Source organism: Halovulum sp. GXIMD14794 (assembly GCF_054457455.1).
Map to the genome: position 1 here is coordinate 80,433 of NZ_JBTLNF010000004.1, position 22,314 is coordinate 102,746.

Genomic DNA, 22,314 nt, shown 5'->3' on the forward strand with positions numbered 1-22,314 from the left:
CTACATGGCAAATCCACTTTACAAGCGCCCGGAAGTCGAGCAGCGGACCGGCCTTTCGCGATCCAGCATCTACGAGAAAATGCGACTGGGCGAGTTTCCGCGACCGGTCCGCATTGGAAAACGTGCCGTGGCTTGGCGCGCTGACGATGTCGACGGTTGGATCGAAAGCCGCGAAGTCGCAGCCTGAACCCAATGCAGAGGAAAAAGTCGACCCGGAACCTGGGGCATCAGGATCCGGGCCGGAGCACTTGCCAGCGGGCTGCGGCTAGTGCTCTGGGTATAGCAGACGCGAAAAGAAAAAACCATTCGCGTTCAAGTTCCTACGCGATCCAAAATGGCGATGAGTCAGCCTTTCTGGTGCGCGTCAAAGGTCGAATGAACTGGGCCTTGGGCGAACTAATTGCAGCGGGTGAAGACGGGTGCACACCGCTTAACCGCCCCGCGCCTCGGTGGTCAGAGTACGTAAGGCAACTTCGTTTACTCGGCATCGAAATTGAAACGGTTTGGGAAGAACACGGTGGCGCGTATCCCGGCAGACACGGCCGGTACGTACTGCGCTCCATCGTGCGGAGGGTATCGGCATGAGGCCGCCGCATATGCCCGCCCAGCGCCTGGAAAGCCGTCTTAGGGCACAAGAGCCCCATTGCCTGCAAGTTCGCCACTTGCGCCGCCTACACGGCCTGAGCGGGCCTGTGGGGCGGCTGGTGGCCGAACTGCACTACGGCGCGGCCGATGGCTAGGAAGCCGTACAAGCGCAGCAAAAAGGGGGCTGGGCGGTTCGTCCAGCTCCCTGAGTACCTGCAAGCGTCCGAAGCCTGGAAGGCGCTCAAGCCGGGGCCTAGGGCGCTCTACATCGAAGTGAAACGCCGCTTCAACGGCAGCAATAATGGAGCCATCTTTCTGAGCCACCGCGATGCGGCAGAGGCGCTGAACGTCAGCCGCAACACAATCGCGGGATACTTCCGCGCGCTGGAAGAACACGGGTTTCTGCGCATGACACAGCAACCCTGCCTCGGGCCTTCCGGTATCGGGCAAGCCTCGCTCTGGGCACTGGAGGAAGAAACACTGGATAGTCGACCAGCCGGGAAGGCGTTCATGCGGTGGGAGGCTAATCAGAAGCCCAGCGCAAAAACTGGGACAGCGCGGCGCAATTTCTGCGCCGGCGAAGCGGCCTGAGCGGGCAGTTCTAGCCCGAGCGTCCCAAAAACTGGGCCGGGTTTCGGCAATTCGAGCTAATGCCCGGCCCTGAAATTGAGCCACATATATATCTAGCCAAAGGCAGTGCCGGTGATAAGAGCGGGCGCTGGCACTGAGGCCTCGTCTAGAGAAAGGACGGCATCGGCGGAAAACGACCCCACCGGGATAAGCATTTAGAATCCTCGGGCGAAGGCGCGCCCTACACTACCGGAGGAAGGCAGGTGAGCCCTGGATTACTTCGGACGAGCGGTCTCCATCGCATTCTCAAGGCCCCCGCGAAGCGCACCAAGCTCTCTAGAAATACCAGCCGCGTGTAGATTTCTCGTAGCGTCGGAAATAACATCTAAATGTCCCTCGAAAGTCGAGGTGTCTATTCCAAACCAGGTATCTTGGTAGGCCTTATCAAATCTAGCCGCTTTATTTATCGCGGAGTTTATCCTCCTGTTGACCCGAAACCCTTCAGATTTAACCTTGTCGCAGTCCGCATTATTCCTTTCGTTCATGTAATCGTTAACAAGTGCTTCGTAGTCATCAATAGATGATATTAAATTGGTTACCGGAGAATCCACCGAAGCAAGAAAATTTGAGTGTGATGTGGACGCACGAATCTGAGTTTTCGTCCAAAAATGCTGCCCCACAACACCCACAAGCGCGCTGAACCCCGAAATCGCACCGGCAACAGCCGCCACCGCCTCCCAACTCATCTCACTTAATCTGCGCTCTCAAGCTTGTCCTTGCTCTGGCGGGCAATTAGGCGCTCCACACCAATCTCAAAGTCTTCCCGAATTAGGTTTGGAAGACCTTCAAAGCTGAACACCCTTGAGAACCCGTCAGCCCCCAATCTAGCTATCGAACCTGCAAGGAAGCCTTGGACAAAGGATGGTGTTACTGTATCAAGATTTCGCGGCGCTACGAGTTCGATTACATCGCCGCTTTTCTCCAGCGTGACGAGATCGAAATGGTCGCGAGCGCTCACACCGCGCTGGTGCCCGGTAAGCATCCTGACTTCTCCGCGAGTGAGCGATTCCAGATTAAGCTGGGTCATTTATCGTCCTCTCAAGATAATCGCGGTCCAAGCTAAAACCCATCGTTACCAGCGTCCCCCGTATTTCGCGCGGCAACTCTACCACGTTTTCGAGATTCGGCGGCTCGGCCGGCGAATTTATGTCGTTGAGCCATGTTTCGCGGGCTTTGTGACCATTCGCCTCGTCGCTAGCGCAGTACGGGAAACGTATATGGAGGCAGCTGCGCCCGGAAACAACGGCAAGGGTTGCGTCATTTTCGCCCGACTCTATCCCCGCAAGGTCCGCAAACAGTGAAATGATATCACTGAAGCCTGTCCCTCCCCTACCTTCATTGAACGCTTCTGCATCCCTCGTCACTTCAGGCTGGAGTGCAAACAGCGTTCTTAGATGTTCCTCACTGAACCGATAACTCGCCAACGCCCGCTTATGGCGTTTTACATACTCTTCCATTCGAGCCTTTATGCTGGGGGGGCAGGTACTGATAGTCTCAGAAATTGATGAACCGACACTTAAGAACGCCAGTTGGCAATGGAAGGTTTCTCCAAGCCCGTTCGGCCGTCGCACCATCATTCCAGAGACCATCCAATCTCCGTCGTTCGGATAGTCGGGTCGGCTATGCCTCTCGGCATTATCAAGGGTCTCTCCAACTATGATTTTCACTATTCTCCTACCATAGCTGGTAAGCTCTTGATCCGCAGACGCTGTGAGCCATGAGCTAATTTGCTCACACAATAAGTCCCCGACTTTCTCGTGCGACTGAGGCTCCAGGTGCATTGTCGGAGAAAGTGATGCCCCAGCGGCCCTCCTACGCTGGAGTGGAAACGCCCAGATATCCTTCTCTCCCGACCACGTTGGGCTCACTGATATGGAAAGAGCCTTGTGTAGCCCCAGGGCGACGACAACTTTGGACATTGGATTCGATATCTGCCCACCCACAAATATTGGTGCCATATCTGGCTTCATAACGGCAAACACCAACCAAGGCCCGATATCTAGACACTGGAAGTCTCCAAAATCTATATTCGCGGCCAGGCAATCCGCTTCAGCCTCTGCAAGTTCGGCCAAGCTATTTACAGTCTCTACTGGATGCCTTAAAAAGGAAAAGTTCTTTACCTCAATACGCCTACACTTTCGAGTTCTTATCCTTGTACCAATACCCCTCCAGGCATCATCTCTATTCGGCTTCAGGCCGCTAAGCAAAAAAGATTCTTTCTTTTTGGATAACAGAATATCTACATGTGTATTTCTGAGTATAGCCTCTGAAGCCAAGCCTCTTTTCGCCCTGACAATTAATTGTCTAGATTTTTTCTTTGCGAATCTCTTTCTTGCAATTTGAGAAATTTTTTTACTTTTTCTACTTTCCGTTATTCTCTTCCCCAAGCGTCTGCGCATAAGGAACGCTTGAACTCTTGCCTCCTTAACTAATTCACTCTCCCCGTCATCCGAATAAATGCTAGCAACTTCTTCGTAATTCCAGACCGCCATAAAATTAGATACCCGCTTCAAATAAGGATCGGTTAGCCCTGAACCACTTCGCTTGCGCGGAGAAAATGGCAAAAATTGGGAAACGCGAGTAGCGAGTACACGCTCGCCGGGGGCATGGCGCAATCACAACCAACCACACTCGCCAAACGGCAACCCGATAGGCATACGGCTCCGCAATTCAGAAATCGCCGCCTGATGTACAATCTCGCAAATGATTTCGGCATAATACGGAGGTTCGAATGGGCGGCATCGGAAGCGGAAACCGGCTCCAATGGGCATCCCGCGCGACAGTCACGGAGTATCGGAGTCTGGACGTTCGGCGCTGGGCGCGTGAGGGCTATCTAGAGCCTGGGCGGCGTTTCGGCTGGCGATGGACGTGCAATGGCGAAGAAACCGGCTCGATACGAGTAGAGGCGCACAGCGGACACCTAATCTTGGATTACCGCGCCCGGGAAGGCGGGGAATGGGAGCCCATGAGGTACGGCGTGCCGTTGACCCGTTCAGCCTGCAACATGGGCGGCGCGAGGCACTGGTTTCGCTGCCCCGCGCAAGGCTGCGGGCGGCGCGTGGCCCTTCTCTACGGCGGGTGCGTCTTTGCCTGCCGACACTGCCACAACCTCGCCTACCCAAGTCAAAGGGAGGATGCGTCAGACCGCGCCGCGCGGCGGGCGGATAGAATACGGGCCAAACTTCGCTGGGAACCGGGGATACTCAACGGGAGCGGCCCGAAGCCGAAGGGAATGCACACGCGGACCTTCGAGCGACTTAGGGCAGAGCATGACAAACTTGTCGATAGTGCCTGCCGAATGATGCTGGCGAAGTTTGAGCTAGCGTTTGACTAAGCCTCATTCTGGGAATCGCGCTCAGTTGTAGCGCCGCCGGTGTGTTTTCGGCTTACTGTCTTCAATCGCCCACTAGGCCTATACGCCAGCAGAACGGGGGACAGAACGGGGGTCGAAAACAAAAGCTTTCCGCTTTTTTTCCATAAAATCAGAGACTTAGTCCGCATTAATGGCGGAGAGAGAGGGATTCGAACCCTCGAGACGGTTTCCCGCCTACACACTTTCCAGGCGTGCGCCTTCGACCACTCGGCCACCTCTCCGTGGGCTCAGGTGATACTCACAAGCGGGGGGCGGGTGCAAGGGGGTGCGGACAGCTCGGGGGACTTGCGCGCGCGTGCCGCATGGCCCATGACCGGCTGAGCCAAGACAGGAGCCGCAGCATGACGCAGGCGATCCCGGTATATGTCATCAACCTCGACCGCCGGCCGGACCGGCTGGCCTACATGGCCGGGCAACTCGACGGGCTTGGGCTGGAGTGGTCCCAGGTCCCGGCCGTGGATGCGCAGACCGCCTCGGATGCCGAGATCGGGAGAGAGGTCGCGCTGGAGGGCCACCGGGTCCGCATGGGTCGTGGCAGCCAGTGCTGCGCCATCACCAATTTCCGCATCTTCCGCGAACTGGCGGAAGGGAACGCACCCGCGGCGCTGGTGTTGCAGGACGACGTGCAGCTCTCGCCCGAGGTGGCGCCCTTTCTGCGGGACGCCTCCTGGCTGCCCGAGGGGATCGGGTTGATCCAACTTGAGAAGTATGGCCGCAAGCGCTCGAACCGGCTGGCGGGACCGCCACTGGGCGCCAGCCCGGTGAAGGGGCGCGAGGTGCGCCGGCTTTACAGCCGCACCGGCGGCGCGGGGGCCTTCATCATCACCCGCGACGCAGCCCGGACGATCATCGAGCGCAAGGGCATTCTCGACGTGCCCATAGACCATTTCCTTTTCAGCCCAAACGCTTCCTGGGTTTTCGATGCGGTTGGGGTGGCAATCGTCACCCCGGCGCTGGCGGTGCAGCGGCAGGAGGATTTCGAATCCGACATCGCGCGGGAGCGGAAGCGCCCGAAGCCCCTGCCCGCCCGGCTCAAGCGCCTTTGGATGGAGGTCAACCGCACGCCAATGCAGGCCCGCGCCTGGGCCAGTGGCGCGCGTCCAGTGCCCTTCGGCTTCGAAGAGACGACAGACTAGGCGAGGCGTACCGTCAAACGGCGGTTCTGGCGGCCCTTCTTCTCGATCTTGCCCAAGGTGACCGGGCCGATCTCGCCGGTGGAGCGGACATGGGTTCCGCCGCAGGGCTGCAGGTCGATCTGCGCGTCCACGGTTCCGATCCGGACCAGCCGCACCTTGCCCGCGCCGGTCGGGGGCTTGACGGACATGGTTTTCACCAACCCAGGATTGGCCTCGAGGTCTTCGTCGGTGATCCAGGTTTCGCCGACCGGGTGGTCCGCCATGATCAGCGCGTTCAGCGCATCCTCCAGCGCCTGCTTGTCCTGCGGCGCCTCGGGCATGTCGAAATCCAGACGGCCCTTCTCGGGCGTGATCTGGCCGCCGGTCACCGGCAGCGGTACCACGACCGACAGCAGATGCAGCGCGGTGTGGAGCCGCATCATCCGGTGCCGCGCGTCCCAGTCCAGCAGCTGCCGTACGGTAGTGCCTGCAGGCGGCAGGGTCGCGCCCTCGGTGGGGACCAGCACGATGGCGTCGCCGTCGCGCACAGTGGTTGCGATTTCGGCTGCGCCGCCATCCCATTCGATCCGGCCCATGTCGCCCTGCTGGCCGCCACCGGTCGCGTAGAAAAGCGATGCATCCAGCACCACCCCGCCCCGGTCGGTCAGCGCCGTCACGCGGCCTTCGGCCTCGCGTAGGTAGGCATCATCGCGGTAGAGCGGCAAGGTCACGCCACGGCCTCGGTCACGTCAGGCACTTTCATCGGCTCGCGGGACAGGAACTCAGGCACCGGCAGACCCTTGGAGCGCAGGAACTCGGCGTCATAGAGCTTCGCCGAGTAGCGCGTGCCGTAGTCGCAGAGAATGGTGACGATCGTGTGCCCCGGCCCCAGGTCGCGCGCGAGGCGCTCGGCCCCCGCGACGTTGATGCCGCTCGAGGTGCCCATTGCCAGCCCCTCGGTCTCGAGCAGCTCGTTCAGCTTTTCCATCGCCTCGGTGTCGGGGATGTTGTAGGCGTGATCGACTTCCAGCCCCTCGAGGTTGCGCGTGATCCGGCCCTGCCCGATCCCTTCGGTGATCGAGGAGCCCTCCGCCTTCAGCTCGCCATGCGCATAGTGATTGTAAAGCGCCGAGCCGTCCGGGTCGGCGATTGCGATCTTAACGCCGGGATTGCGCGCGCGCAGCCCCTCGGCCACGCCCGCCAGCGTCCCGCCACTGCCCACGGCGCAGACGAAGCCCGAGACCTTACCGTCGGTCTGCTCCCAGATCTCGGGGGCGGTGGTGTCCACGTGCGCCTGCCGGTTGGCAACGTTGTCGAACTGGTTCGCCCAGACCGCACCGCCGGGCACCTGCCGGTCGAGGGCAGCGGCGAGACGCTCGGAATAGCGCACGTAGTTGTTCGGGTTGCGATAAGGCGCGGCGGGCACCTCGACCAGCTCGGCCCCGGCGATCCGGATCATGTCCTTCTTTTCCTGGCTTTGCGTCTCGGGGATGACAATGACCGTCTTGAACCCCATCGAGGCGCCGACCAGCGCCAGCCCGATGCCCGTGTTCCCGGCGGTACCTTCGACGATCACGCCGCCCGGGCGCAGTTTCCCGCGCTCGATGGCGTCGCGGATGATGCTCAGCGCGGCGCGGTCCTTGACCGACTGGCCGGGGTTCAGGAACTCGGCCTTGCCCAGGATCTCGCAGCCGGTGCGGTCCGAGGCGCCGCGCAGGCGGATCAGAGGGGTGTTGCCAATGGTATCGGCGAAGTCGCGCTTGATCTGCATGTGGTCCCCGCAGGCTTAGGATCGGAGCGGACCCTAGCCCCGCCCGCGGCGGGCCGCAACCGGATGCGCTATCCCGCCCACGCCTGCGTGAGCCGTTCGCGATGCAGCTCCAGCGCCATCAGCGAGAGGACCAGCGGCGCATTCCCCGCTTCGCCGCTATCGAGTGCCGCCATGGCCTCGGCGCGCGGAACGACGAAGGCGCGAATGTCCTCGTTCTCGGTGGCGACCCCATGCACGCCGCCAGAGACATCCGAAAGATCCGCTTCGCCGATGAAACTGGTCATCACCTCGGTCAGCGCGCCCGGAGAGAGGTAGCACCGGCCGATCCGGTGCATCCGGCCCAGGGTCAGGCCCGATTCCTCGAGCGCCTCACGGCGCGCGGCCTCCTCGGCGGGTTCGTCGCGATCGATGAAACCGGCGACGACTTCCAGGTGCCAAGGGTTCGGCTCGCCGCGCGCAAGCAGTCCGACGCGGATCTGCTCGATCAGCAGCACCCGGTCGGTGCGCGGATCCCACGGCAGGACCGAGACGGTGTCCCCCGTCACGAAGGCCTCGCGCGTGATCCGCCCGCTCATCCTGCCGTCGAACCGGCGATGCCGGAAGCGATGCTCCTCGGTAATGAAAAAGCCGTTGTGGCGGCGCCGGATCTCGTGCTCGGCAATGTCGTCCGGACCGAAATCGCTGCGCAACTGTGGGGCAATGTGCTGGTGGCGGGCGCGAAGCCGGGCGGTGGCCCGCCGAAGCAGCCCACCGCGCCCGTGTGCTTCGACCTGTCCGAACCGCGCGACCTCCCGGGCCATTTCGAGGAACAGAGGCTTTTCGGTCTCGGCCCAATCCTCCAGCCGCCAGGGCCTGTCGGTCACGGCAACCGCGTCATCGAGATAGGCCAGCGCCTCCACCGGTCCCTCCGGCCCCTCGACGGTGACAGTCACCAGCGCATAGGCGAACGGCCCCTCGAAACTGTCGAGCCTTTCGCGGACGAGAGCCGAGCCCGGCAACAGCAGCAGCCCCGGAGCGCTGACGCCCGGCTCTGGCCGCAGCGCGGGGAACGGCCCGGCGGCGGCGGTCCAGGCGGCGTGATCAGGAAGGAGGGCCGGCACCGGATCGACGGTGTCTCGGGCATCGCCCAGCGCAAGCGCTAGAACGTCCGGATCGCGGAGCGTTCCGAAAACGAAGATCGGCAAGGCATCGTCAAACACGGCAGGCGAGGCGTCGGAAATCTGGGTCATTGCGAAATCCGCTAAGGCTGGGTCGCCCTACCCGTGCCCGAAGCCGCGCGCCGCCGCAAGGGGCCGCGGCGGGTCTTCTCAGCGCCAGCGGTGATGGGTGTTTCGCACCAGGACCCCGGCAGTGACCGCCATGAAAGCCGCGATCAGCACGAGCTTGGGATTGGCGAGGAACGTCGCGTATTCCATCGCCTTCTCGCCGAACATGTAGATCGCCTGTTTGGGATCCTCGCCGCGCAGCCGCTCCTTCAAGATCTGGCCCCAGACGAACCACAACGACAGCAGGACGATGATCCAGAGCGAGATCATGATCCCTGCTCGAAGGCCCAGACCGATCCCGGTGCCCCCCTCCTCGGCAATGCGGCGGCCGGTGCTGCGCCAGCCGACCAGGAATCCGACCACGCCGAACAGGTAGAACATCTCGGGCCAGTCGCGCCAGAACTCCTCGTCCGGGTAGAAGCGGTCGAGCACCACCACCATGATCAGGCTCACGATGCAGAGCGCAATGGCGGCGACCATTCGGGCAGCGGTAGGCATCAAGGGTTGCGGCATCGGCGCAGGCTCCAGTTCGTGATCGGACGACCAGGCCCCAGAATAGAATGCGCCGGACCTTCCGCGAATACGGAAAGGGCTCGCAGGCGCGGGACCGGGGCCGGCCCGCCACAGTGGGCACGGATGCTAGCCGGGGTTTGTGGCCGGATTTTGGCCTGTATCGCGACTGCCGCCTTCAGTCCTTCGTGGCCTGATAGGCCTCCAGCGCCCGCTCGCGCCCGCGCTTCAGGTCCACCATCGGCTCGGGATAGTCCTGATCCGGAGACAGATCCCACGTCCGGGGCACAGCGGCAAAATAGTCTAGGGCCTCCTCGCCCGGGTCGTCCGACAGTTCCGCCACCCAGCGCTTGCGATAGACCTCCTTTGGGTCGAACTTCTCGGCCTGTGTCGCCGGGTTGAAGATCCGGAAGAAGGGCGCGGCGTCCGGCCCTGAACCGGCAGCCCACTGCCAGCCCAGCGCATTCGAGGCCGGATCCCAGTCGATCAGGCAGTCCTCGAACCAGGCCTGCCCAACACGCCAGTCGGTCATGAGGTGCTTGGTCAGGTAGCTCGCCACCAGCATCCGCGCCCGATTGTGCATGGTGCCGCTGACGTACATCTGGCGCATGGCGGCGTCGATCACCGGCTCTCCGGTAAGGCCGCGCCGCCACCGGTTGGTGGCATCGTCCGCGTCCCGCCAGGGGAAGCCATCCCACTCCTCGCGCCAGTTCCGCTCTGCCAGATGGGGCGTATGCCAAATGAGGTGATAGGCGAAGTCGCGCCAGACCAGTTCCTTGAGGAAGGTTTCCGCGCCCGGCTTGCCCTCCTGCATCGCACGCTGCCCTGCCGCCCAGCAAGTCCGGATCGAGATCTCGCCCACCGTCAGGTTCTCGGACAGCCCCGACGTCCCGTCCCGGTCCAACCTGTCGCGGTCCTCCTTGTAGCGCTCCACGCCATGCCCCATGAACGCGCCCAATCGCCCGCGAGCCGCTTCCTCGCCGATACGGGCGTATTTCGAGAGCACCGTTTCGCCCCGGTTCATCGCCGCCCCAAGCGCCCAGTCCCCGAGCGCATCGCTTTTCGGCCAGGACCCCGGCGCATCCAGCTTCGGCGCACCGACCGGCGCGCCCGCGTCGATGTCCCGGACCGCCTTCCAGAACGGCGTGTAGACCTTGTAATAGCTGCCCGCTCCGGTCTCGACGGTCCAGGGCTCGAACAGCACGTGGCCCGCGTGGCTGCACGCCTCCAGCCCGTCCTCCTTCAGCGCGGCTTTGACCCTCTTGTCCCGCGTGATCGAGGCCGGATCGTAGAGCCGCGACCAATGCACCGCCCTAGCGCCTGTCTCCTCCACCAAATCCCGCAACACCTCCAGCGCATCGCCCCGGCGCAGGACCAGACGGCTGGCCGCATCCTTCAGACCGACCTCGAGCGACGCGATTGATTCGCCCAGGCGCCACTTCGGCGCGGCGCCCAGCGCCTCTGTCTCGGGATCGAGGATGAACACCGGGATCACCGGACCCGCCGCCGCGGCCGCGACCAGGCCGGGGTTGTCGCTCAGCCGCAGGTCGCGGCGGAACCAGAACAGGACGGGATCGGTCATGGAAAATGGGCTCCTTCGAGGTCTGCGCAGACTACGGCCCGCGCGTGCGGGCGGATCAACCGCCCTCGGAAGGATGGTGCGCCTGCCATGCCAGGCAAGCGTAGGGCCCGGGCCCCTCGAAAGGGCCCGGGCCGAATTTCAGGCGTCGACGGCCTTGTCGAAGCGGCGCTCGTCCGAGAGCCCCTTGAGGATCGCCCAGCACATCAGCAACAGCACCGCCGTGAACGGCAGGCCGGTGGTGATCGCCATCGACTGCAGCGCCGACAGGCCGCCACCCAGCAGCAGCGCGATGGCCACGGCTCCCTCGAAGACGCACCAGAACACGCGCTGCGGCACCGGGGCGTCGATCTTGCCGCCCGCCGTGATCGTGTCGATCACCAGCGAGCCCGAGTCAGACGAGGTCACGAAGAACACGATCACAAGAGTGATGCCGATGAAGCTGGTGATCCCGGCCAGCGGCAGTGGGTCCAGCATCTTGAACAGCTGCAGCTCGAGCGCGGCATCCTGCGCGGCGGTATAGCCGTCCGACAGGACCTGGTCGATCGCGACGCCGCCGAAGACCGACATCCAGAACACGCAGACGAGGCTGGGGATCAGCAGCACGCAGGTGATGAACTCGCGCACCGAGCGGCCCCGGCTGACGCGGGCGATGAACATGCCCACGAACGGCGACCAGCTGATCCACCAGGCCCAGTAGAAGCTGGTCCAGCCCTGCATGAAGTTCGTGTCCTCGCGACCGAACGGGTTCGACAGCGCCGGCAGGTACTCGACATAGCTGACGATGTTCGCGCCGAAACCAGACAGCAGCGCCAGCGTTGGCCCGGCCAGCAGCACGAACAGCAGCAGCAGAATGGCGAGACCCATGTTGATCTCGCTCAGCACCTTCACGCCGCCGTCGAGGCCGCGCATCACCGAAATCAGCGCCACGCCGGTGATCGCGGAGATCAGGACCACCTCGGTCGAACTGCCGACCGGGATGCCGAAAAGCTCGTTCAGGCCCGCGTTCGCCTGCGTTGCACCCAGACCCAACGAGGTCGCGAGGCCGAACAGCGTCGCGAAAACCGCGACCGTGTCGATCAGGTGCCCGGGCCAGCCCCAGACACGCTCGCCCAAAAGCGGGTAGAAGGCCGAACGGATCGACAGCGGCAGCCCCTTGTTGAAGCTGAAGAGCGCCAGCGCCAGTGCCACAACCGCATAGATCGCCCAGGGGTGCAGGCCCCAGTGGAAGATCGTCGCAGCCATGCCCAATCGGATCGCCTCGGCCTCATTGCCCGCAGCCGCGCCCAGCGGCGCCCAGTCGGTGCGCACGCCGTCCTCGACCGTGGTGCCACCCATCGAGGTCGAGAAATGCGTCATCGGTTCCGAGACGCCGTAGAACATCAGGCCGATGCCCATGCCGGCGGCGAAGAGCATCGCGAACCATCCGGCATACGTGTAGTCGGGCGTCGCGTCCTGACCGCCCAGCCGGACACTGCCGAACGGGCTGACGATCAGGAACAGGCAGAACAACACGAAGATGTTGCCGGCGCTCAGAAAGAACCAGTCGAAGCCCTTCGTGACCGCCGAGAACAGCCAGCTGAAAATCTCGTTGGCCTGCTCGGGCAGCGCCAGCGTATAGAAAGTGAAAAAGATGATCGAGAGACCGGAGATCAGGAACACCGGGTTGTGGATGTCGAAGCCGAACGGCCCCACCTCACCCTCGATGTTGTCCTGACCGATCTCGTAGTCTGTATCGATCGCGTTCGGTGCATCGGCTATGACATCCGTGACTTCATCTGTCATCAGAGCCCCCTTGGCTTTCGCGTTGATTGTCGGTCCTGCGAGACCGGCTGCACGCCAGCCTCCTACTTCTAGGATAGGGCGATTGCAGGAAAGGTCCGGCGCCGAAAGCGCGGTCATGTCGCCCGATTGCGACCCTCACGGCCGCGGGCGCGGTACTGTCACAGCCACCGACCGGGGGTCAACCGGTCGGTGGGTATTTATTCCGAATCAGAAACGATCCGAGGTTCAGCCGTTGACGTCGACGACGACCCGGCCCTTCACGCCCCCCTTGAGGATCGCCGCGCCAAGCTCCGGCAGATCCGCCAGCGTCGCGGGCTGGACCATCGCCTCGAGCTTGTCCATCGGCAGCACCTCGGCGATGCGTTTCCAGGCACGCAGACGGTTCTCGTAGGGCTGCATGACGCTGTCGATCCCCAGCAGGTTCACCCCTCGCAGCAGGAACGGGATCACCGTTGCGGGCAGTTGTGCGCCGCCTGCAAGGCCCACCGCCGCGACCGAGGTACCATATTTCATCTGCCCCAGCACACGAGCCAGCATCGCGCCGCCCACGGCGTCGACACAGCCCGCCCAGGTCTCGCTTTCCAGCGGACGCTTGACGGTCTCGGCCAGGTCCTCGCGCGGGACGATCTGTGTGGCGCCCAGATCGCGCAGGTACGCTTCGGTCTCGGGCCGTCCTGTCACGCCGGCAACCTCGTAGCCCAGCGCCGCGAGGATCGCCGTGGCGACCGAGCCGACGCCGCCCGCCGCGCCGGTCACCAGAACAGGGCCCTGCCCCGGCTTCAGCCCGTGGTCCTCCAGCGCGTTGACCGCCAGCATCGCGGTGAACCCGGCGGTCCCCACCGCCATCGCCTGCCGCTCGGTCAGACCCTCGGGCAGCGGCACAAGCCAGTCGGCCTTGACCCGCGCTTTCTGGGAATAGCCGCCCCAATGCGCCTCACCGACGCGCCAGCCGGTCAGCACGACCTTGTCGCCAGGCTTGAACCGACCGTCGTCGGAGGCTTCGACCGTGCCCGCGAAATCGATGCCAGGAACATGCGGGTAATTGCGCACCAGACCGCCACCCGGACCGACGCACAGCCCGTCCTTGTAGTTCAGCGTCGAATAGCTGACCGCAACGGTCACCTCACCCTCGGGCAGTTGGTCATCGGTCAGATCTGTGACCGAGGCGGTGGTCTTGCCATCCTCGTCTTTGGTCACAAGCAGGGCCTTGAAACTCATCGACAGTTCCTCCTTAGGCGCATTCCGCGGCGCTCCCGACGTTGTGACAGAGCGCAGGGCGGGAACGCAACCCGGGAGGGCTGCAATCGGCTCAGGAGCGCCCGGGCACCAGGCTGCGCAGCATGGTCAGCACGCCACGCGGGGCGGTGGGCGCGGCCTGAACCACCGCCTGCGTGTCCTCGGTAGGCGCATTTCCGGCCCCCGCTGCGGGCTTGGACAGACGCGCATCCTGCACCCCGGGGGCGGCGGCTCCACCGCTTTCGCTGATGTCTTTGTTCGCTGCCCGGCGCTCCCGCATTTTCTCAAGCTTCTCCAGACGGTTCACATAGTGCCCGTGCTGCGTCGTGGCCCATTTCTCCATCACCTCCACGGCGCGAGCGCCGTCGACCTGGGCAACCGCCTTCCGCTGAAATTGGATCGCCGCGTCAAGGTCCCCCGAGTCCTCGGCCAGTTTCGACTCCATGAGGCTGACACGGCCGCGCTGCATGGCGAGGTCGGCGTTGAACCGCCCGATCACCCTCATCATCCAGCGGCTGTAATCCGCATCCGCCAGCTTGTGGAAATTGCCCTCGCCATAGCGCGACCAGTCCGGTTCCATGTCCTCGGCCTGGATCATCGGCCAAAGCCGCGCCAGGCGCCGGTTTTGCGCATCGAACCGGGCCTGAACCTCGCGCGCCTTGTCGATCCCCGCGGCCAGCGGCTCCTCGCAAGGCAGTTCCTCGATGAAGAAGGTGCGGAACATCGGGTGCAGGTCGCGCGGCTTTCCGCCCGGCGCATGCTTCACCAGATCGTTCATCATCGCCACGACGCGGTAGTCGACGGTCCCGTTGATCCGCCGGTCAGGGATGTACTCCGCCTCAGGATCAAGCCCGAGGTGTCGCTTGAAGAACTCCACCGGGCGCTTTTCGTGCTTGAAGGCAACCGGAGTGACCGCGCCTTCGCCGAACGCATTGGCCCAACGCTCCAGCAGAGCGGGATAGTTGTAGTAGGGGTTTCCGGGCTTCACCCGTTCGAAGAATTTTTCCTCGATGAAGACCCCCACCCGGCTGCCGGTCGAGGCAAGCGAGACGGCGGTGTCGATCTGCGGGCGCAGAAAGCAGACGATCTCGACCTCGTCGAACTTCGGCTTCAGCAACTCAGCAGCGCGGTCGACCATCTCCTGGAAGCGCAGGCGGCTGTGGCAGTGCTCGGAACTGATGAAATATGTATGCGCCCCAGCGGCGCGGGCAGCGGCGACATCCTCCTCGAAGGCCGCGATGGTCTTTGCGCGAAAGGCAGCGTGGTCCTCTTCGGTCTGGATGCCGTAGAAACCGAACCCGTCCTCGCGCTCGTCCGCCCGCCGCGAGATCACCGAGAGCGCGCGGTTGTTCGGAAGATCGAACGCCTGCGTGTACCACACCCCCTGCTTGCGCAGGACTTCGGTATTCTCATCCATCCAGATCTGGAAAGCGGTGGTCCCGGTCTTCTCGGTCCCGATGTGCAATACAAGCTTCATACCGTATCCCTGTCGCGGAGGACCACTGCCCCCCCACCCGCTCCGGGCGCCATGTTTCAGAGTGAGGTACGGGGTAGCGGCGCGCTTGACAAGCAGCAGCTAGTCCGGAAGCCGCCGACAGCAAGTCGAGTACGCCTCAACCAGTCAAAGCTTCCGGCCGTCCGCGCCCAGTATACCATGACACGGATCGGCGTGCAGGACCCGAACATTCGGGTCGCCCGCCTCGGGATAAAGCTCCCGCACCAGCGGATCGTGACCGGGGATCACATGCGCGTCGCTATCGGCCAGCGCCCGGATCCGGGCGAAGCCGTCCAGCATGTTCTGGAGGTCCACGACGATCGGAAACGGCTTTCCGGAAAGGAAATTCTCATAATAGTGGCTGGCATCCGAGGCCAGCACCACCCAGCCGCGCCGGGTCATGACCCGCACCGCCTGCAGCCCACGCGAATGGCCGCCAACAAGATGGACCTCGACCCCCGGCGCGACCTCGGCGCTGCCCGAGACGAAGCTCACCCGCCCGGCATAGAGCGCGCGCACCATGTCGCATACGTGATCGCCGGTGAAAGGCATCCGCAACGTGTCGTGGCACATGCAGGGGCCGGTGGCATAGGCCATCTCGGTTTCCTGAACCCAAAGCCGCGCGTTCGGAAACGCCCTCAGCGAGCCCGCGTGGTCGTAGTGCAGATGCGTCAGGATCACCGTCTCGATACTATTCGCCTCGATCCCGCGCTGCGCCAGCATCTGTTCGGGCGGTGTCTCTATCGGGCGGTCGCGCGAAGCGGCTTCGGCATGGTCATAGCCGGTATCGACGAGGATCCGCCGCCCGTCAGCCTCGAGCAGCCAGACGTAGTAGTCCATGGCATGCGGGGCGGCATGGTCATCGTCGAAGATGAAACTGTCCTTCCGCGTCCGGGCATTCCGCTCGGCATATTTGAAGGCGGTGATCTCCCAGGTGGTCATCGCGTCTCCTCCAGCGCGATCCGGCGGCCATCTGCGGCGGACTGGTAGACCATCGCCTCGACCTCAAGGTTCGCAAGGTAGTCCCGGGCCAGCGTCTCGATCGCGCCGCTCCTGTCAATCGCATCAAGAATGTGCTGCTGGAAAGCCTGAACGCAATCGCCACCAAAATCCCGGTCCACAAACACGTGCGGATGCTCCACCCAGTCTACCGAGCCCCTATCTCGCAACCAGAGCCGACCGTCGCCGGTCAGCCGCAGCGCCGCCTCCGAGCCCTCGATCTCCATCTCGCCCAGCGTCAGGCGCGTGTTCACTGCCGCATGATCCAGCGTCCGGTTGCCGTCGAACAGCGCCCGGCCGCCGCCCGCAAGGTCCAGGATGACAAGCCCGGCATCCTCTCCGGCGATCACCGGATTGACCCGCCGCAGGTCGGCATAGACGCCCTCAGGCGCGCCGAAGAGGTAGCGAAAGACATCGATCAGGTGGATGCCGGTCTCGCGGATCAGGAAGCGCGGCATCTGCCGGAAGTAGGGCTGCCGGTCGAGATAGGCATTGGCCCCGGCACCATCGCCGGGCCGCAGCGCGAAGCGCGCCTGCCGCACCGTGCCCAGCCGCCCCGCTGCCAGCAGCCGCGCCGCCTCGCGGTACCAGGGCTGAAAGCGGAAATTCTCATGCACGGCCAAGGTCGTACCTGCCGCCTCGGCCTCGGCGATGATGCCACGCGCCTCCTCGAGGCTGGCGCAGAAGGGCTTCTGGCAGATCACCACCGGCACCCGGCCCAGCGCGCGCCGGATCAGGCCCGCGTGGCTTACAGGCGGCGTTGCGATGTCGAGGATGTCGAGCGGCCCCATTTCCAGTGCCGCCTCGACGTCAGAAACGACAGGCACTTCGGGGTATGTCGCGGCCATCCACTCCTGCGCGGCCTCGGCCGGGTCGGCGACGCAGACCAGCGAGACGCCGTCCATCCGCGCCCAGGCCGCGATCTGGAACCGCGCGAAATAACCTGCGCCAACGACGGCAACCCGTCTCTCCGCTCCACCCGTCATCCGCGCCTCCCGCCTCGCTTGTAGTTCTGCGGATCAACGTATACGTTGCCTCCGACATAATTCAAGCAGACATGATACAGGATCGGAGGAGAGCGCTGATGTTCGTTGTGGTGGTCGACTGGCAGGTGGCGCCCGAAAACGCCCCCGTCTTCGGGGACATGCTCGCCGTACAGGCCCGCAACTCGCTGGATCGCGAGCCTGCCTGCAGACAGTTCGACATCTGCCGTGACCGGAACGCGCCCGGGCGTTTCCTGCTCTACGAGATCTACGACGACGCCAAAGCCTTCGACCTCCACCTCGAGACGAGCCATTTCAAGTCCTTCTCGGACAAGGCCGCGCCGCTGACCCTGGCCAAGGAGGTACGGACCTTCGACCGGATCGCGTCCTAGCCCGCGACTCGCAGCGCGTCGGCCTTGCGCAGCGCGCGGCCGAAGGCCTCGAACAGCGGGCGCGAGACCGGGTCCTGCGCCGCGTTCCACTCAGGATGCCACTGCACAGCCATCGCGAAACCCCGCGCGCCATCGATATGGATCGCTTCGGGGGTGCCGTCGGGCGCGTGGCCCTCGACGATCACCCGCTCACCCGGATCGGTGATCCCCTGCCCGTGCAGCGTGTTCACCAGAACCTCGTCCGCACCGAAGATCCGCGCGAAACGCCCACCCGGCGTCAGGCTGACCGTGTGGCGATGGGCGAACTTCTCTTCCAGCGTGCCGTCTGGCGGCATGCGGTGGTTCATCCGTCCAGGAATGTCCCGGATCTCGGGGTGGAGCGTGCCGCCGTAGGCGACGTTGAACTCCTGGAAGCCGCGGCAGATGCCTAGGATTGGCACACCCTGCTCGACGCAGGCGCGGATCAGCGGCAGCGCAACATTGTCCCGGTTCAGATCGAAGGTACCGTGGGCCTCGGTTTCCTCGTGACCGTAGAAGCTCGGGTGCACGTTGGGCCGTCCGCCGGGCAGCACCACGCCATCCACCGCGTTAAGGATGTCCGCGATCTCCCCCACGTCCGGCCGCGCCGGCAGCACCAACGGCAGCGCGCCCGAAACCTGGGCGACCGCCTCGATATTCGACTCGCCACAGGCCTGCGCCGGGTACTGGTCGTTCACCAGATGGAAATTGCCGATAATACCGACCACTGGGCGGGACATGCGAACACCTTATCAAGAGCCGACTCAAGGTCTAACCCGCACGGCGGCCGAGCAAAAGACCCGGCCCGAAACCAGCCGAGGAACGTTTCGCCGAAAACACCCGCCCGCCGCGCAATGCGGCAGCGTTGCTCAAAATGCGGACAGCAGGCCGCGAAAGGCGCTAAACCTTACGAAGATAACAAGCGGAGGCAGCGCATGGACTTCCTGACGGATCCCTTCCTGATCGACCCGAACCGCATCGATGGCCCGGTCCTCGTGACCGGCGCGGGCGGCTGCATTGGCGCCTGGACCGTGGCCATACTCGCCCGCAGCGGCGTGCCGGTCGTGGCCTTCGATCTCAGCGACGACCGGCGCCGCCCGGCCCTGATCCTCGGCACAGAAGGCGCCGCCGCATTGACGTGGGAGACCGGCGACATCTCCGACGCGGCGCGGCTCGAGGACATTCGCAACCGCCACGGCATCCGCGCGATCATCCACCTCGCGGGCCTTCAGGTGCCCTTCTGCAAGGCCGACCCCGCCGCCGGGGCCCGAGTCAACGTCGAGGGCACGATCAACATTCTCGAGACCGCCCGTCACGGCGGGATCCGCCGCCTCGCTTATGCCAGTTCGACCGCGATCCACGGCATGCCGCCCGGTGGCCCCTACATCGCGACACTCTACGGCGCCTACAAACTCGCCAACGAGCATACGGCGCAGGTCTACTGGCTGGACTGGAATGTGCCCTCGATCGGGATCCGCCCCAACATCGTCTACGGCGTGGCGCGGGACCAGGGCATGACCTCGGGCACCAGCGCGGCCATCGCGGCGACAGCGAAAGGCGAGCCGTTCCAGATCCCCTTCGGCGGTCCGGTCAGCTGGCTTTACGCGGGCGAGGCCGCTTCGGCGTTCATCGCCGCGATCTGCGCCGACGGCACGGACGCGGCGGTTTTCGACCTGAACGGCACCTGCATGAGCGTCGAAGACGGTATCGAGATCCTGTCCGGGATCGCGCCCGATCACCGGGTGACGACCACCGGGACGGCGATGCCGGTGCCGCCGGACCTCTCGGATACCCCGATCCGCGAACGGCTCGGGGACTATCCGTCGATCACGCCTGCGGAGGGCATGAAACACACACTGCAAGCGTTTCGCCAGCTGGCCGCCGACGGTCTGATCTGACGCCCATGACCGGGGATCAGGGCTGCGCAGTCAGTCCCGCGGCCTCGATCCCCGCGACGGCGCAGATCTCGTCATTGTCCGAGGCGTCGCCGGTCACGCCGACCGCGCCCAGAACCGCGCCGTCCGCGCCTTTCACCAGAACGCCCCCCGGCACTGGGATCATGGCGCCATCGAAAGCCCCATTGGCGGCGAGGATGAAATAGGCCTGACTCTCGGCCCGATCCATCTGCGCCTGCCCGCCCATGCCCATCATGACCGCACCGTAGGCCTTGCCGTGGGCGATCTTGAACCGCCCCGGCGAGGCGCCGTCCTCACGCGCGAAGGCCTTCACATGGCCGCCCGCGTCCAGCACCACGACCGACAGGGGCTTCAGCGCCAGCGACTGCCCCTTCTTCAGCGCCACCTCGATGATGCGCTGGGCCGCTTCCAGGCTGATCGCCGTCATCACATCGCCTCCTTCGCCTTGAGCCGGTACTCATGCAGCAGCGGCTCGGTATATCCGGACGGCTGCTGCCGCCCCTTCAGCACCAGGTCGCAGGCCGCCTTGAACGCCGGGCCATCATAGGCCGGAGCCATCGCCCGGTAGCTTGGATCGCCCGCGTTCTGCCGGTCCACAACCTCGGCCATGCGTTTCATGACCTCCATCACCTGGTCTTCGGAGATCACCCCGTGATGCAGCCAGTTCGCCATGTGCTGCGAGGAGATCCGGCAGGTCGCCCGGTCCTCCATCAGCCCGACATCGTTGATGTCCGGAACCTTCGAGCAGCCGACTCCGGCATCGACCCAGCGCACGACATAACCGAGGATGCCCTGCGCGTTGTTCTCGATCTCGGCGCGCACTTCCTCGTCCGACCAGTTGACGCCCTGCGCCACGGGGATCGTCAGCAGATCCGCCAGCTTGGCCCGAGGCCCGCCCTTCGCGATTTCGGCCTGGCGCTCCAGTACATCGACCTTGTGATAATGCGTCGCGTGCAGCGTGGCGGCGGTGGGGCTCGGCACCCAGGCGCAGTTCGCCCCCGACTTCGGATGGCCGATCTTCTGCTCCAGCATGTCGGCCATCAGGTCTGGCATCGCCCACATGCCCTTGCCGATCTGCGCCTTGCCGCGCAGCCCGCAGGCAAGGCCCACATCGACGTTGTTGTCCTCGTAGGCCGCGATCCACTTGGTGCCCTTCATCTCGGCCTTGCGGATCATCGCTCCTGCTTCCATCGAGGTGTGCATCTCGTCACCGGTCCGGTCGAGGAAGCCGGTGTTGATGAAGCACACCCGGTTCTTCGCGGCGCGTATGCACTCCTTGAGGTTCACCGTCGTGCGGCGCTCCTCGTCCATGATGCCGATCTTGACGGTGTTGGCCGGCAGTCGCAGCGCGCGCTCGACATAGCCGAAGATCTGGTCCGCGAAAGCGACCTCCTCGGGCCCGTGCATCTTCGGCTTCACGACATAGACCGAGCCCTCGACCGAGTTCCGCGGCCCCTCGGTCTTCTGCAGATCGTGAATCGCACACAGCACCGTGCAGAGCGCGTCCAGAAGCCCCTCGGGGATCTCGTTGCCCTGTCCGTCCAGAACAGCGGGCGTGGTCATCAGGTGGCCGACATTGCGGACCAGCATGAGGCTGCGACCTTTTACCGAGATGGTCTCACCATCGGGCTCGGTCCAGTCGCCGTCGCCGTTCAGCGCCCGGGTGAAGACCTTGCCGCCCTTCTCGACCTCTTCGGTCAGATCGCCCTTCATCAGGCCCAGCCAGTTTCGATAGGCCAGCGCCTTGTCGGGCCCGTCGACGGCAGCGACAGAGTCCTCGCAGTCCATGATCGTCGAGATCGCAGACTCCAGCCGCACGTCCGCGATATGCGCGGGATCGCTCTTGCCGATGGCATGTCCCGCGTCGATCCGCACGTCGATAAGCAGGTGGTTGTTGCGCAGCAGGATCGCATCCGGCGCGCCCGCGACACCCTGATAGCCCGCAAGCGCCGAGCCATCCTTAAGCCCCACGCTGCCGCCTGCGATCCGCGCGACCAGCGCGTGGCCTTCTACCGCCAGCCCGGTCACGTCAGCCCAATTGGCGCCGTCCAGGGGCACGGCCTCGTCCAAGAAACCCTTTGCCCAGGCGATCACCCGCGCGCCCCGCTCGGGATCGAAACCGCCGCCCTCGGGCAGATCGCCCAGCGCGTCGGTGCCGTAGAGCGCATCGTAAAGGCTGCCCCAGCGCGCATTGGCCGCATTCAGCGCATAGCGCGCGTTCATCACCGGAACGACAAGCTGCGGTCCCGGAATACGGGCGATCTCAGGATCGACATTGTCAGTTTCGACCGCGAAATCCGGGCCTTCGGGAACGATGTAGCCGATCTCGCGCAGGAAGGCCTCGTAGGCCTCGGCATCGTGCGGCTGGCCCTTGCGTCCCGTGTGCCACTCGTCGATCTGCGCCTGCATCCGCTCGCGGATTTCCAGAAGTTCGCGGTTGCGCGGACCAAGCTCGGCGACCAACCCGGCCAGCGCATCCCAGAAGACCTGCGGCTCGACGGTCGTGCCCGGCAGTGCCTCGTCCTCGAGGAACCGCGCCAGCGAGGCCTCCACCTGCAATCCGCTCTTCTCGACGCGCTCTGACATGTCCGGCTCCCTGTAGATTTCTGGCTCTGCCCAACTAGGCTCAGGAAGCAGATAATGGAACAAGTTTCCGATAGGC

General features: G+C 64.2%; 22 protein-coding genes and 1 tRNA gene. 6 read left to right on the forward strand and 17 right to left on the reverse strand.

Annotated elements, in window-relative coordinates; genetic code table 11:
* Positions 1 to 4: 4 nt before the first annotated feature.
* The 3 genes from ACW9UR_RS07070 to ACW9UR_RS07080 all read left to right on the forward strand — a co-directional run bounded on the left by ACW9UR_RS07070 (position 5) and on the right by ACW9UR_RS07080 (position 1,176).
* The gene (locus ACW9UR_RS07070) at positions 5 to 187 is read left to right on the forward strand and encodes a helix-turn-helix transcriptional regulator (protein ID WP_458916252.1); all 183 of its coding nucleotides are present in this window, start codon (positions 5 to 7) and stop codon (positions 185 to 187) included.
* 5 nt (positions 188 to 192) lie between these two features.
* The gene (locus ACW9UR_RS07075) at positions 193 to 585 is read left to right on the forward strand and encodes a winged helix domain-containing protein (protein WP_458916253.1); all 393 of its coding nucleotides are present in this window, start codon (positions 193 to 195) and stop codon (positions 583 to 585) included.
* Between the two features lie 147 nt (positions 586 to 732).
* Entirely contained in the window at positions 733 to 1,176 is a 444-nt protein-coding gene (locus tag ACW9UR_RS07080; protein WP_458916254.1) for a hypothetical protein, read from the forward strand.
* A 254-nt stretch (positions 1,177 to 1,430) separates the two neighbouring features.
* Here the strand turns inward: ACW9UR_RS07080 and ACW9UR_RS07085 are convergent, their stop codons facing one another.
* The 4 genes from ACW9UR_RS07085 to ACW9UR_RS07100 all read right to left on the reverse strand — a co-directional run bounded on the left by ACW9UR_RS07085 (position 1,431) and on the right by ACW9UR_RS07100 (position 4,809).
* A complete protein-coding gene (locus ACW9UR_RS07085) occupies positions 1,431 to 1,901 on the reverse strand; it encodes a hypothetical protein (protein ID WP_458916255.1) in 471 nt (156 codons plus the stop codon).
* Between the two features lie 5 nt (positions 1,902 to 1,906).
* On the reverse strand, positions 1,907 to 2,242 hold the full coding sequence (locus ACW9UR_RS07090) for a hypothetical protein (RefSeq protein ID WP_458916256.1): 336 nt from the start codon (positions 2,240 to 2,242) through the stop codon (positions 1,907 to 1,909).
* Entirely contained in the window at positions 2,229 to 3,707 is a 1,479-nt protein-coding gene (locus ACW9UR_RS07095; protein ID WP_458916257.1) for a hypothetical protein, read from the reverse strand. The genes ACW9UR_RS07090 and ACW9UR_RS07095 overlap by 14 nt, the downstream gene beginning before the upstream one ends.
* Before the next feature lie 1,012 nt (positions 3,708 to 4,719).
* A tRNA-Ser gene (locus ACW9UR_RS07100) sits at positions 4,720 to 4,809 on the reverse strand.
* A gap of 120 nt (positions 4,810 to 4,929) precedes the next feature.
* Between ACW9UR_RS07100 and ACW9UR_RS07105 the strand changes: the two genes are divergently transcribed.
* Positions 4,930 to 5,724 (forward strand): glycosyltransferase family 25 protein, encoded by a 795-nt coding sequence (locus ACW9UR_RS07105; RefSeq protein WP_458916259.1) that lies wholly within the window; start codon positions 4,930 to 4,932, stop codon positions 5,722 to 5,724.
* Here ACW9UR_RS07105 and ACW9UR_RS07110 read toward each other — a convergent pair.
* The 10 genes from ACW9UR_RS07110 to ACW9UR_RS07155 all read right to left on the reverse strand — a co-directional run bounded on the left by ACW9UR_RS07110 (position 5,721) and on the right by ACW9UR_RS07155 (position 17,329).
* Complete coding sequence (locus tag ACW9UR_RS07110) at positions 5,721 to 6,434, reverse strand: alanyl-tRNA editing protein (RefSeq protein ID WP_458916260.1); 714 nt, start codon at positions 6,432 to 6,434, stop codon at positions 5,721 to 5,723. The genes ACW9UR_RS07105 and ACW9UR_RS07110 overlap by 4 nt on opposite strands.
* The gene (locus ACW9UR_RS07115) at positions 6,431 to 7,474 is read right to left on the reverse strand and encodes a cysteine synthase A (RefSeq protein WP_458916261.1); all 1,044 of its coding nucleotides are present in this window, start codon (positions 7,472 to 7,474) and stop codon (positions 6,431 to 6,433) included. Before ACW9UR_RS07115 ends, ACW9UR_RS07110 begins: the two co-directional genes overlap by 4 nt.
* A gap of 68 nt (positions 7,475 to 7,542) precedes the next feature.
* The gene (locus ACW9UR_RS07120; protein ID WP_458916263.1) at positions 7,543 to 8,703 is read right to left on the reverse strand and encodes an NUDIX domain-containing protein; all 1,161 of its coding nucleotides are present in this window, start codon (positions 8,701 to 8,703) and stop codon (positions 7,543 to 7,545) included.
* A gap of 78 nt (positions 8,704 to 8,781) precedes the next feature.
* Complete coding sequence (locus ACW9UR_RS07125) at positions 8,782 to 9,237, reverse strand: TrgA family protein (RefSeq protein ID WP_458916265.1); 456 nt, start codon at positions 9,235 to 9,237, stop codon at positions 8,782 to 8,784.
* 190 nt (positions 9,238 to 9,427) lie between these two features.
* A complete protein-coding gene (locus ACW9UR_RS07130) occupies positions 9,428 to 10,831 on the reverse strand; it encodes a cryptochrome/photolyase family protein (RefSeq protein WP_458916266.1) in 1,404 nt (467 codons plus the stop codon).
* 138 nt (positions 10,832 to 10,969) lie between these two features.
* Positions 10,970 to 12,613, reverse strand: a complete 1,644-nt coding sequence (locus tag ACW9UR_RS07135; RefSeq protein ID WP_458916267.1) for a BCCT family transporter — start codon at positions 12,611 to 12,613, stop codon at positions 10,970 to 10,972.
* A 225-nt stretch (positions 12,614 to 12,838) separates the two neighbouring features.
* On the reverse strand, positions 12,839 to 13,831 hold the full coding sequence (acuI, locus tag ACW9UR_RS07140) for an acryloyl-CoA reductase (protein ID WP_458916268.1): 993 nt from the start codon (positions 13,829 to 13,831) through the stop codon (positions 12,839 to 12,841).
* A 91-nt stretch (positions 13,832 to 13,922) separates the two neighbouring features.
* Positions 13,923 to 15,326, reverse strand: a complete 1,404-nt coding sequence (locus tag ACW9UR_RS07145) for a hypothetical protein (protein WP_458916269.1) — start codon at positions 15,324 to 15,326, stop codon at positions 13,923 to 13,925.
* A gap of 144 nt (positions 15,327 to 15,470) precedes the next feature.
* Positions 15,471 to 16,286 (reverse strand): N-acyl homoserine lactonase family protein, encoded by an 816-nt coding sequence (locus tag ACW9UR_RS07150; RefSeq protein WP_458916270.1) that lies wholly within the window; start codon positions 16,284 to 16,286, stop codon positions 15,471 to 15,473.
* Positions 16,283 to 17,329, reverse strand: a complete 1,047-nt coding sequence (locus tag ACW9UR_RS07155; RefSeq protein WP_458916271.1) for a Gfo/Idh/MocA family protein — start codon at positions 17,327 to 17,329, stop codon at positions 16,283 to 16,285. The genes ACW9UR_RS07150 and ACW9UR_RS07155 overlap by 4 nt, the downstream gene beginning before the upstream one ends.
* A gap of 98 nt (positions 17,330 to 17,427) precedes the next feature.
* Between ACW9UR_RS07155 and ACW9UR_RS07160 the strand changes: the two genes are divergently transcribed.
* Positions 17,428 to 17,718 carry a putative quinol monooxygenase gene (locus ACW9UR_RS07160; RefSeq protein ID WP_458916272.1) on the forward strand — a complete coding sequence of 97 codons (291 nt, stop codon included), beginning with the start codon at positions 17,428 to 17,430 and terminating at the stop codon, positions 17,716 to 17,718.
* Here the strand turns inward: ACW9UR_RS07160 and ACW9UR_RS07165 are convergent.
* The gene (locus ACW9UR_RS07165; RefSeq protein WP_458916273.1) at positions 17,715 to 18,476 is read right to left on the reverse strand and encodes a gamma-glutamyl-gamma-aminobutyrate hydrolase family protein; all 762 of its coding nucleotides are present in this window, start codon (positions 18,474 to 18,476) and stop codon (positions 17,715 to 17,717) included. The genes ACW9UR_RS07160 and ACW9UR_RS07165 overlap by 4 nt on opposite strands.
* Positions 18,477 to 18,671: 195 nt before the next feature.
* Between ACW9UR_RS07165 and ACW9UR_RS07170 the strand changes: the two genes are divergently transcribed.
* Positions 18,672 to 19,634 (forward strand): NAD-dependent epimerase/dehydratase family protein, encoded by a 963-nt coding sequence (locus tag ACW9UR_RS07170; RefSeq protein ID WP_458916275.1) that lies wholly within the window; start codon positions 18,672 to 18,674, stop codon positions 19,632 to 19,634.
* Positions 19,635 to 19,650: 16 nt separating this feature from the next.
* On the opposite strand, the gene ACW9UR_RS07175 is transcribed toward ACW9UR_RS07170, so the two are convergent.
* Entirely contained in the window at positions 19,651 to 20,079 is a 429-nt protein-coding gene (locus tag ACW9UR_RS07175; RefSeq protein ID WP_458916276.1) for a GlcG/HbpS family heme-binding protein, read from the reverse strand.
* Positions 20,079 to 22,238, reverse strand: a complete 2,160-nt coding sequence (locus ACW9UR_RS07180; RefSeq protein WP_458916277.1) for a malate synthase G — start codon at positions 22,236 to 22,238, stop codon at positions 20,079 to 20,081. The genes ACW9UR_RS07175 and ACW9UR_RS07180 overlap by 1 nt, the downstream gene beginning before the upstream one ends.
* Positions 22,239 to 22,314 lie beyond the last annotated feature (76 nt).

Coding starts and splice junctions, on each gene's coding strand:
- ACW9UR_RS07070 (WP_458916252.1), top strand. CDS start 5: ATGGCAAATCCACTTTACAAGCGCCCGGAAGTCGAGCAGCGGACCGGC.
- ACW9UR_RS07075 (WP_458916253.1), top strand. CDS start 193: ATGCAGAGGAAAAAGTCGACCCGGAACCTGGGGCATCAGGATCCGGGC.
- ACW9UR_RS07080 (WP_458916254.1), top strand. CDS start 733: ATGGCTAGGAAGCCGTACAAGCGCAGCAAAAAGGGGGCTGGGCGGTTC.
- ACW9UR_RS07085 (WP_458916255.1), bottom strand. CDS start 1,901: ATGAGTTGGGAGGCGGTGGCGGCTGTTGCCGGTGCGATTTCGGGGTTC.
- ACW9UR_RS07090 (WP_458916256.1), bottom strand. CDS start 2,242: ATGACCCAGCTTAATCTGGAATCGCTCACTCGCGGAGAAGTCAGGATG.
- ACW9UR_RS07095 (WP_458916257.1), bottom strand. CDS start 3,707: ATGGCGGTCTGGAATTACGAAGAAGTTGCTAGCATTTATTCGGATGAC.
- ACW9UR_RS07105 (WP_458916259.1), top strand. CDS start 4,930: ATGACGCAGGCGATCCCGGTATATGTCATCAACCTCGACCGCCGGCCG.
- ACW9UR_RS07115 (WP_458916261.1), bottom strand. CDS start 7,474: ATGCAGATCAAGCGCGACTTCGCCGATACCATTGGCAACACCCCTCTG.
- ACW9UR_RS07120 (WP_458916263.1), bottom strand. CDS start 8,703: ATGACCCAGATTTCCGACGCCTCGCCTGCCGTGTTTGACGATGCCTTG.
- ACW9UR_RS07125 (WP_458916265.1), bottom strand. CDS start 9,237: ATGCCTACCGCTGCCCGAATGGTCGCCGCCATTGCGCTCTGCATCGTG.
- ACW9UR_RS07130 (WP_458916266.1), bottom strand. CDS start 10,831: ATGACCGATCCCGTCCTGTTCTGGTTCCGCCGCGACCTGCGGCTGAGC.
- ACW9UR_RS07135 (WP_458916267.1), bottom strand. CDS start 12,613: ATGACAGATGAAGTCACGGATGTCATAGCCGATGCACCGAACGCGATC.
- acuI (WP_458916268.1), bottom strand. CDS start 13,831: ATGAGTTTCAAGGCCCTGCTTGTGACCAAAGACGAGGATGGCAAGACC.
- ACW9UR_RS07145 (WP_458916269.1), bottom strand. CDS start 15,326: ATGAAGCTTGTATTGCACATCGGGACCGAGAAGACCGGGACCACCGCT.
- ACW9UR_RS07150 (WP_458916270.1), bottom strand. CDS start 16,286: ATGACCACCTGGGAGATCACCGCCTTCAAATATGCCGAGCGGAATGCC.
- ACW9UR_RS07155 (WP_458916271.1), bottom strand. CDS start 17,329: ATGACGGGTGGAGCGGAGAGACGGGTTGCCGTCGTTGGCGCAGGTTAT.
- ACW9UR_RS07160 (WP_458916272.1), top strand. CDS start 17,428: ATGTTCGTTGTGGTGGTCGACTGGCAGGTGGCGCCCGAAAACGCCCCC.
- ACW9UR_RS07165 (WP_458916273.1), bottom strand. CDS start 18,476: ATGTCCCGCCCAGTGGTCGGTATTATCGGCAATTTCCATCTGGTGAAC.
- ACW9UR_RS07170 (WP_458916275.1), top strand. CDS start 18,672: ATGGACTTCCTGACGGATCCCTTCCTGATCGACCCGAACCGCATCGAT.
- ACW9UR_RS07175 (WP_458916276.1), bottom strand. CDS start 20,079: ATGACGGCGATCAGCCTGGAAGCGGCCCAGCGCATCATCGAGGTGGCG.
- ACW9UR_RS07180 (WP_458916277.1), bottom strand. CDS start 22,238: ATGTCAGAGCGCGTCGAGAAGAGCGGATTGCAGGTGGAGGCCTCGCTG.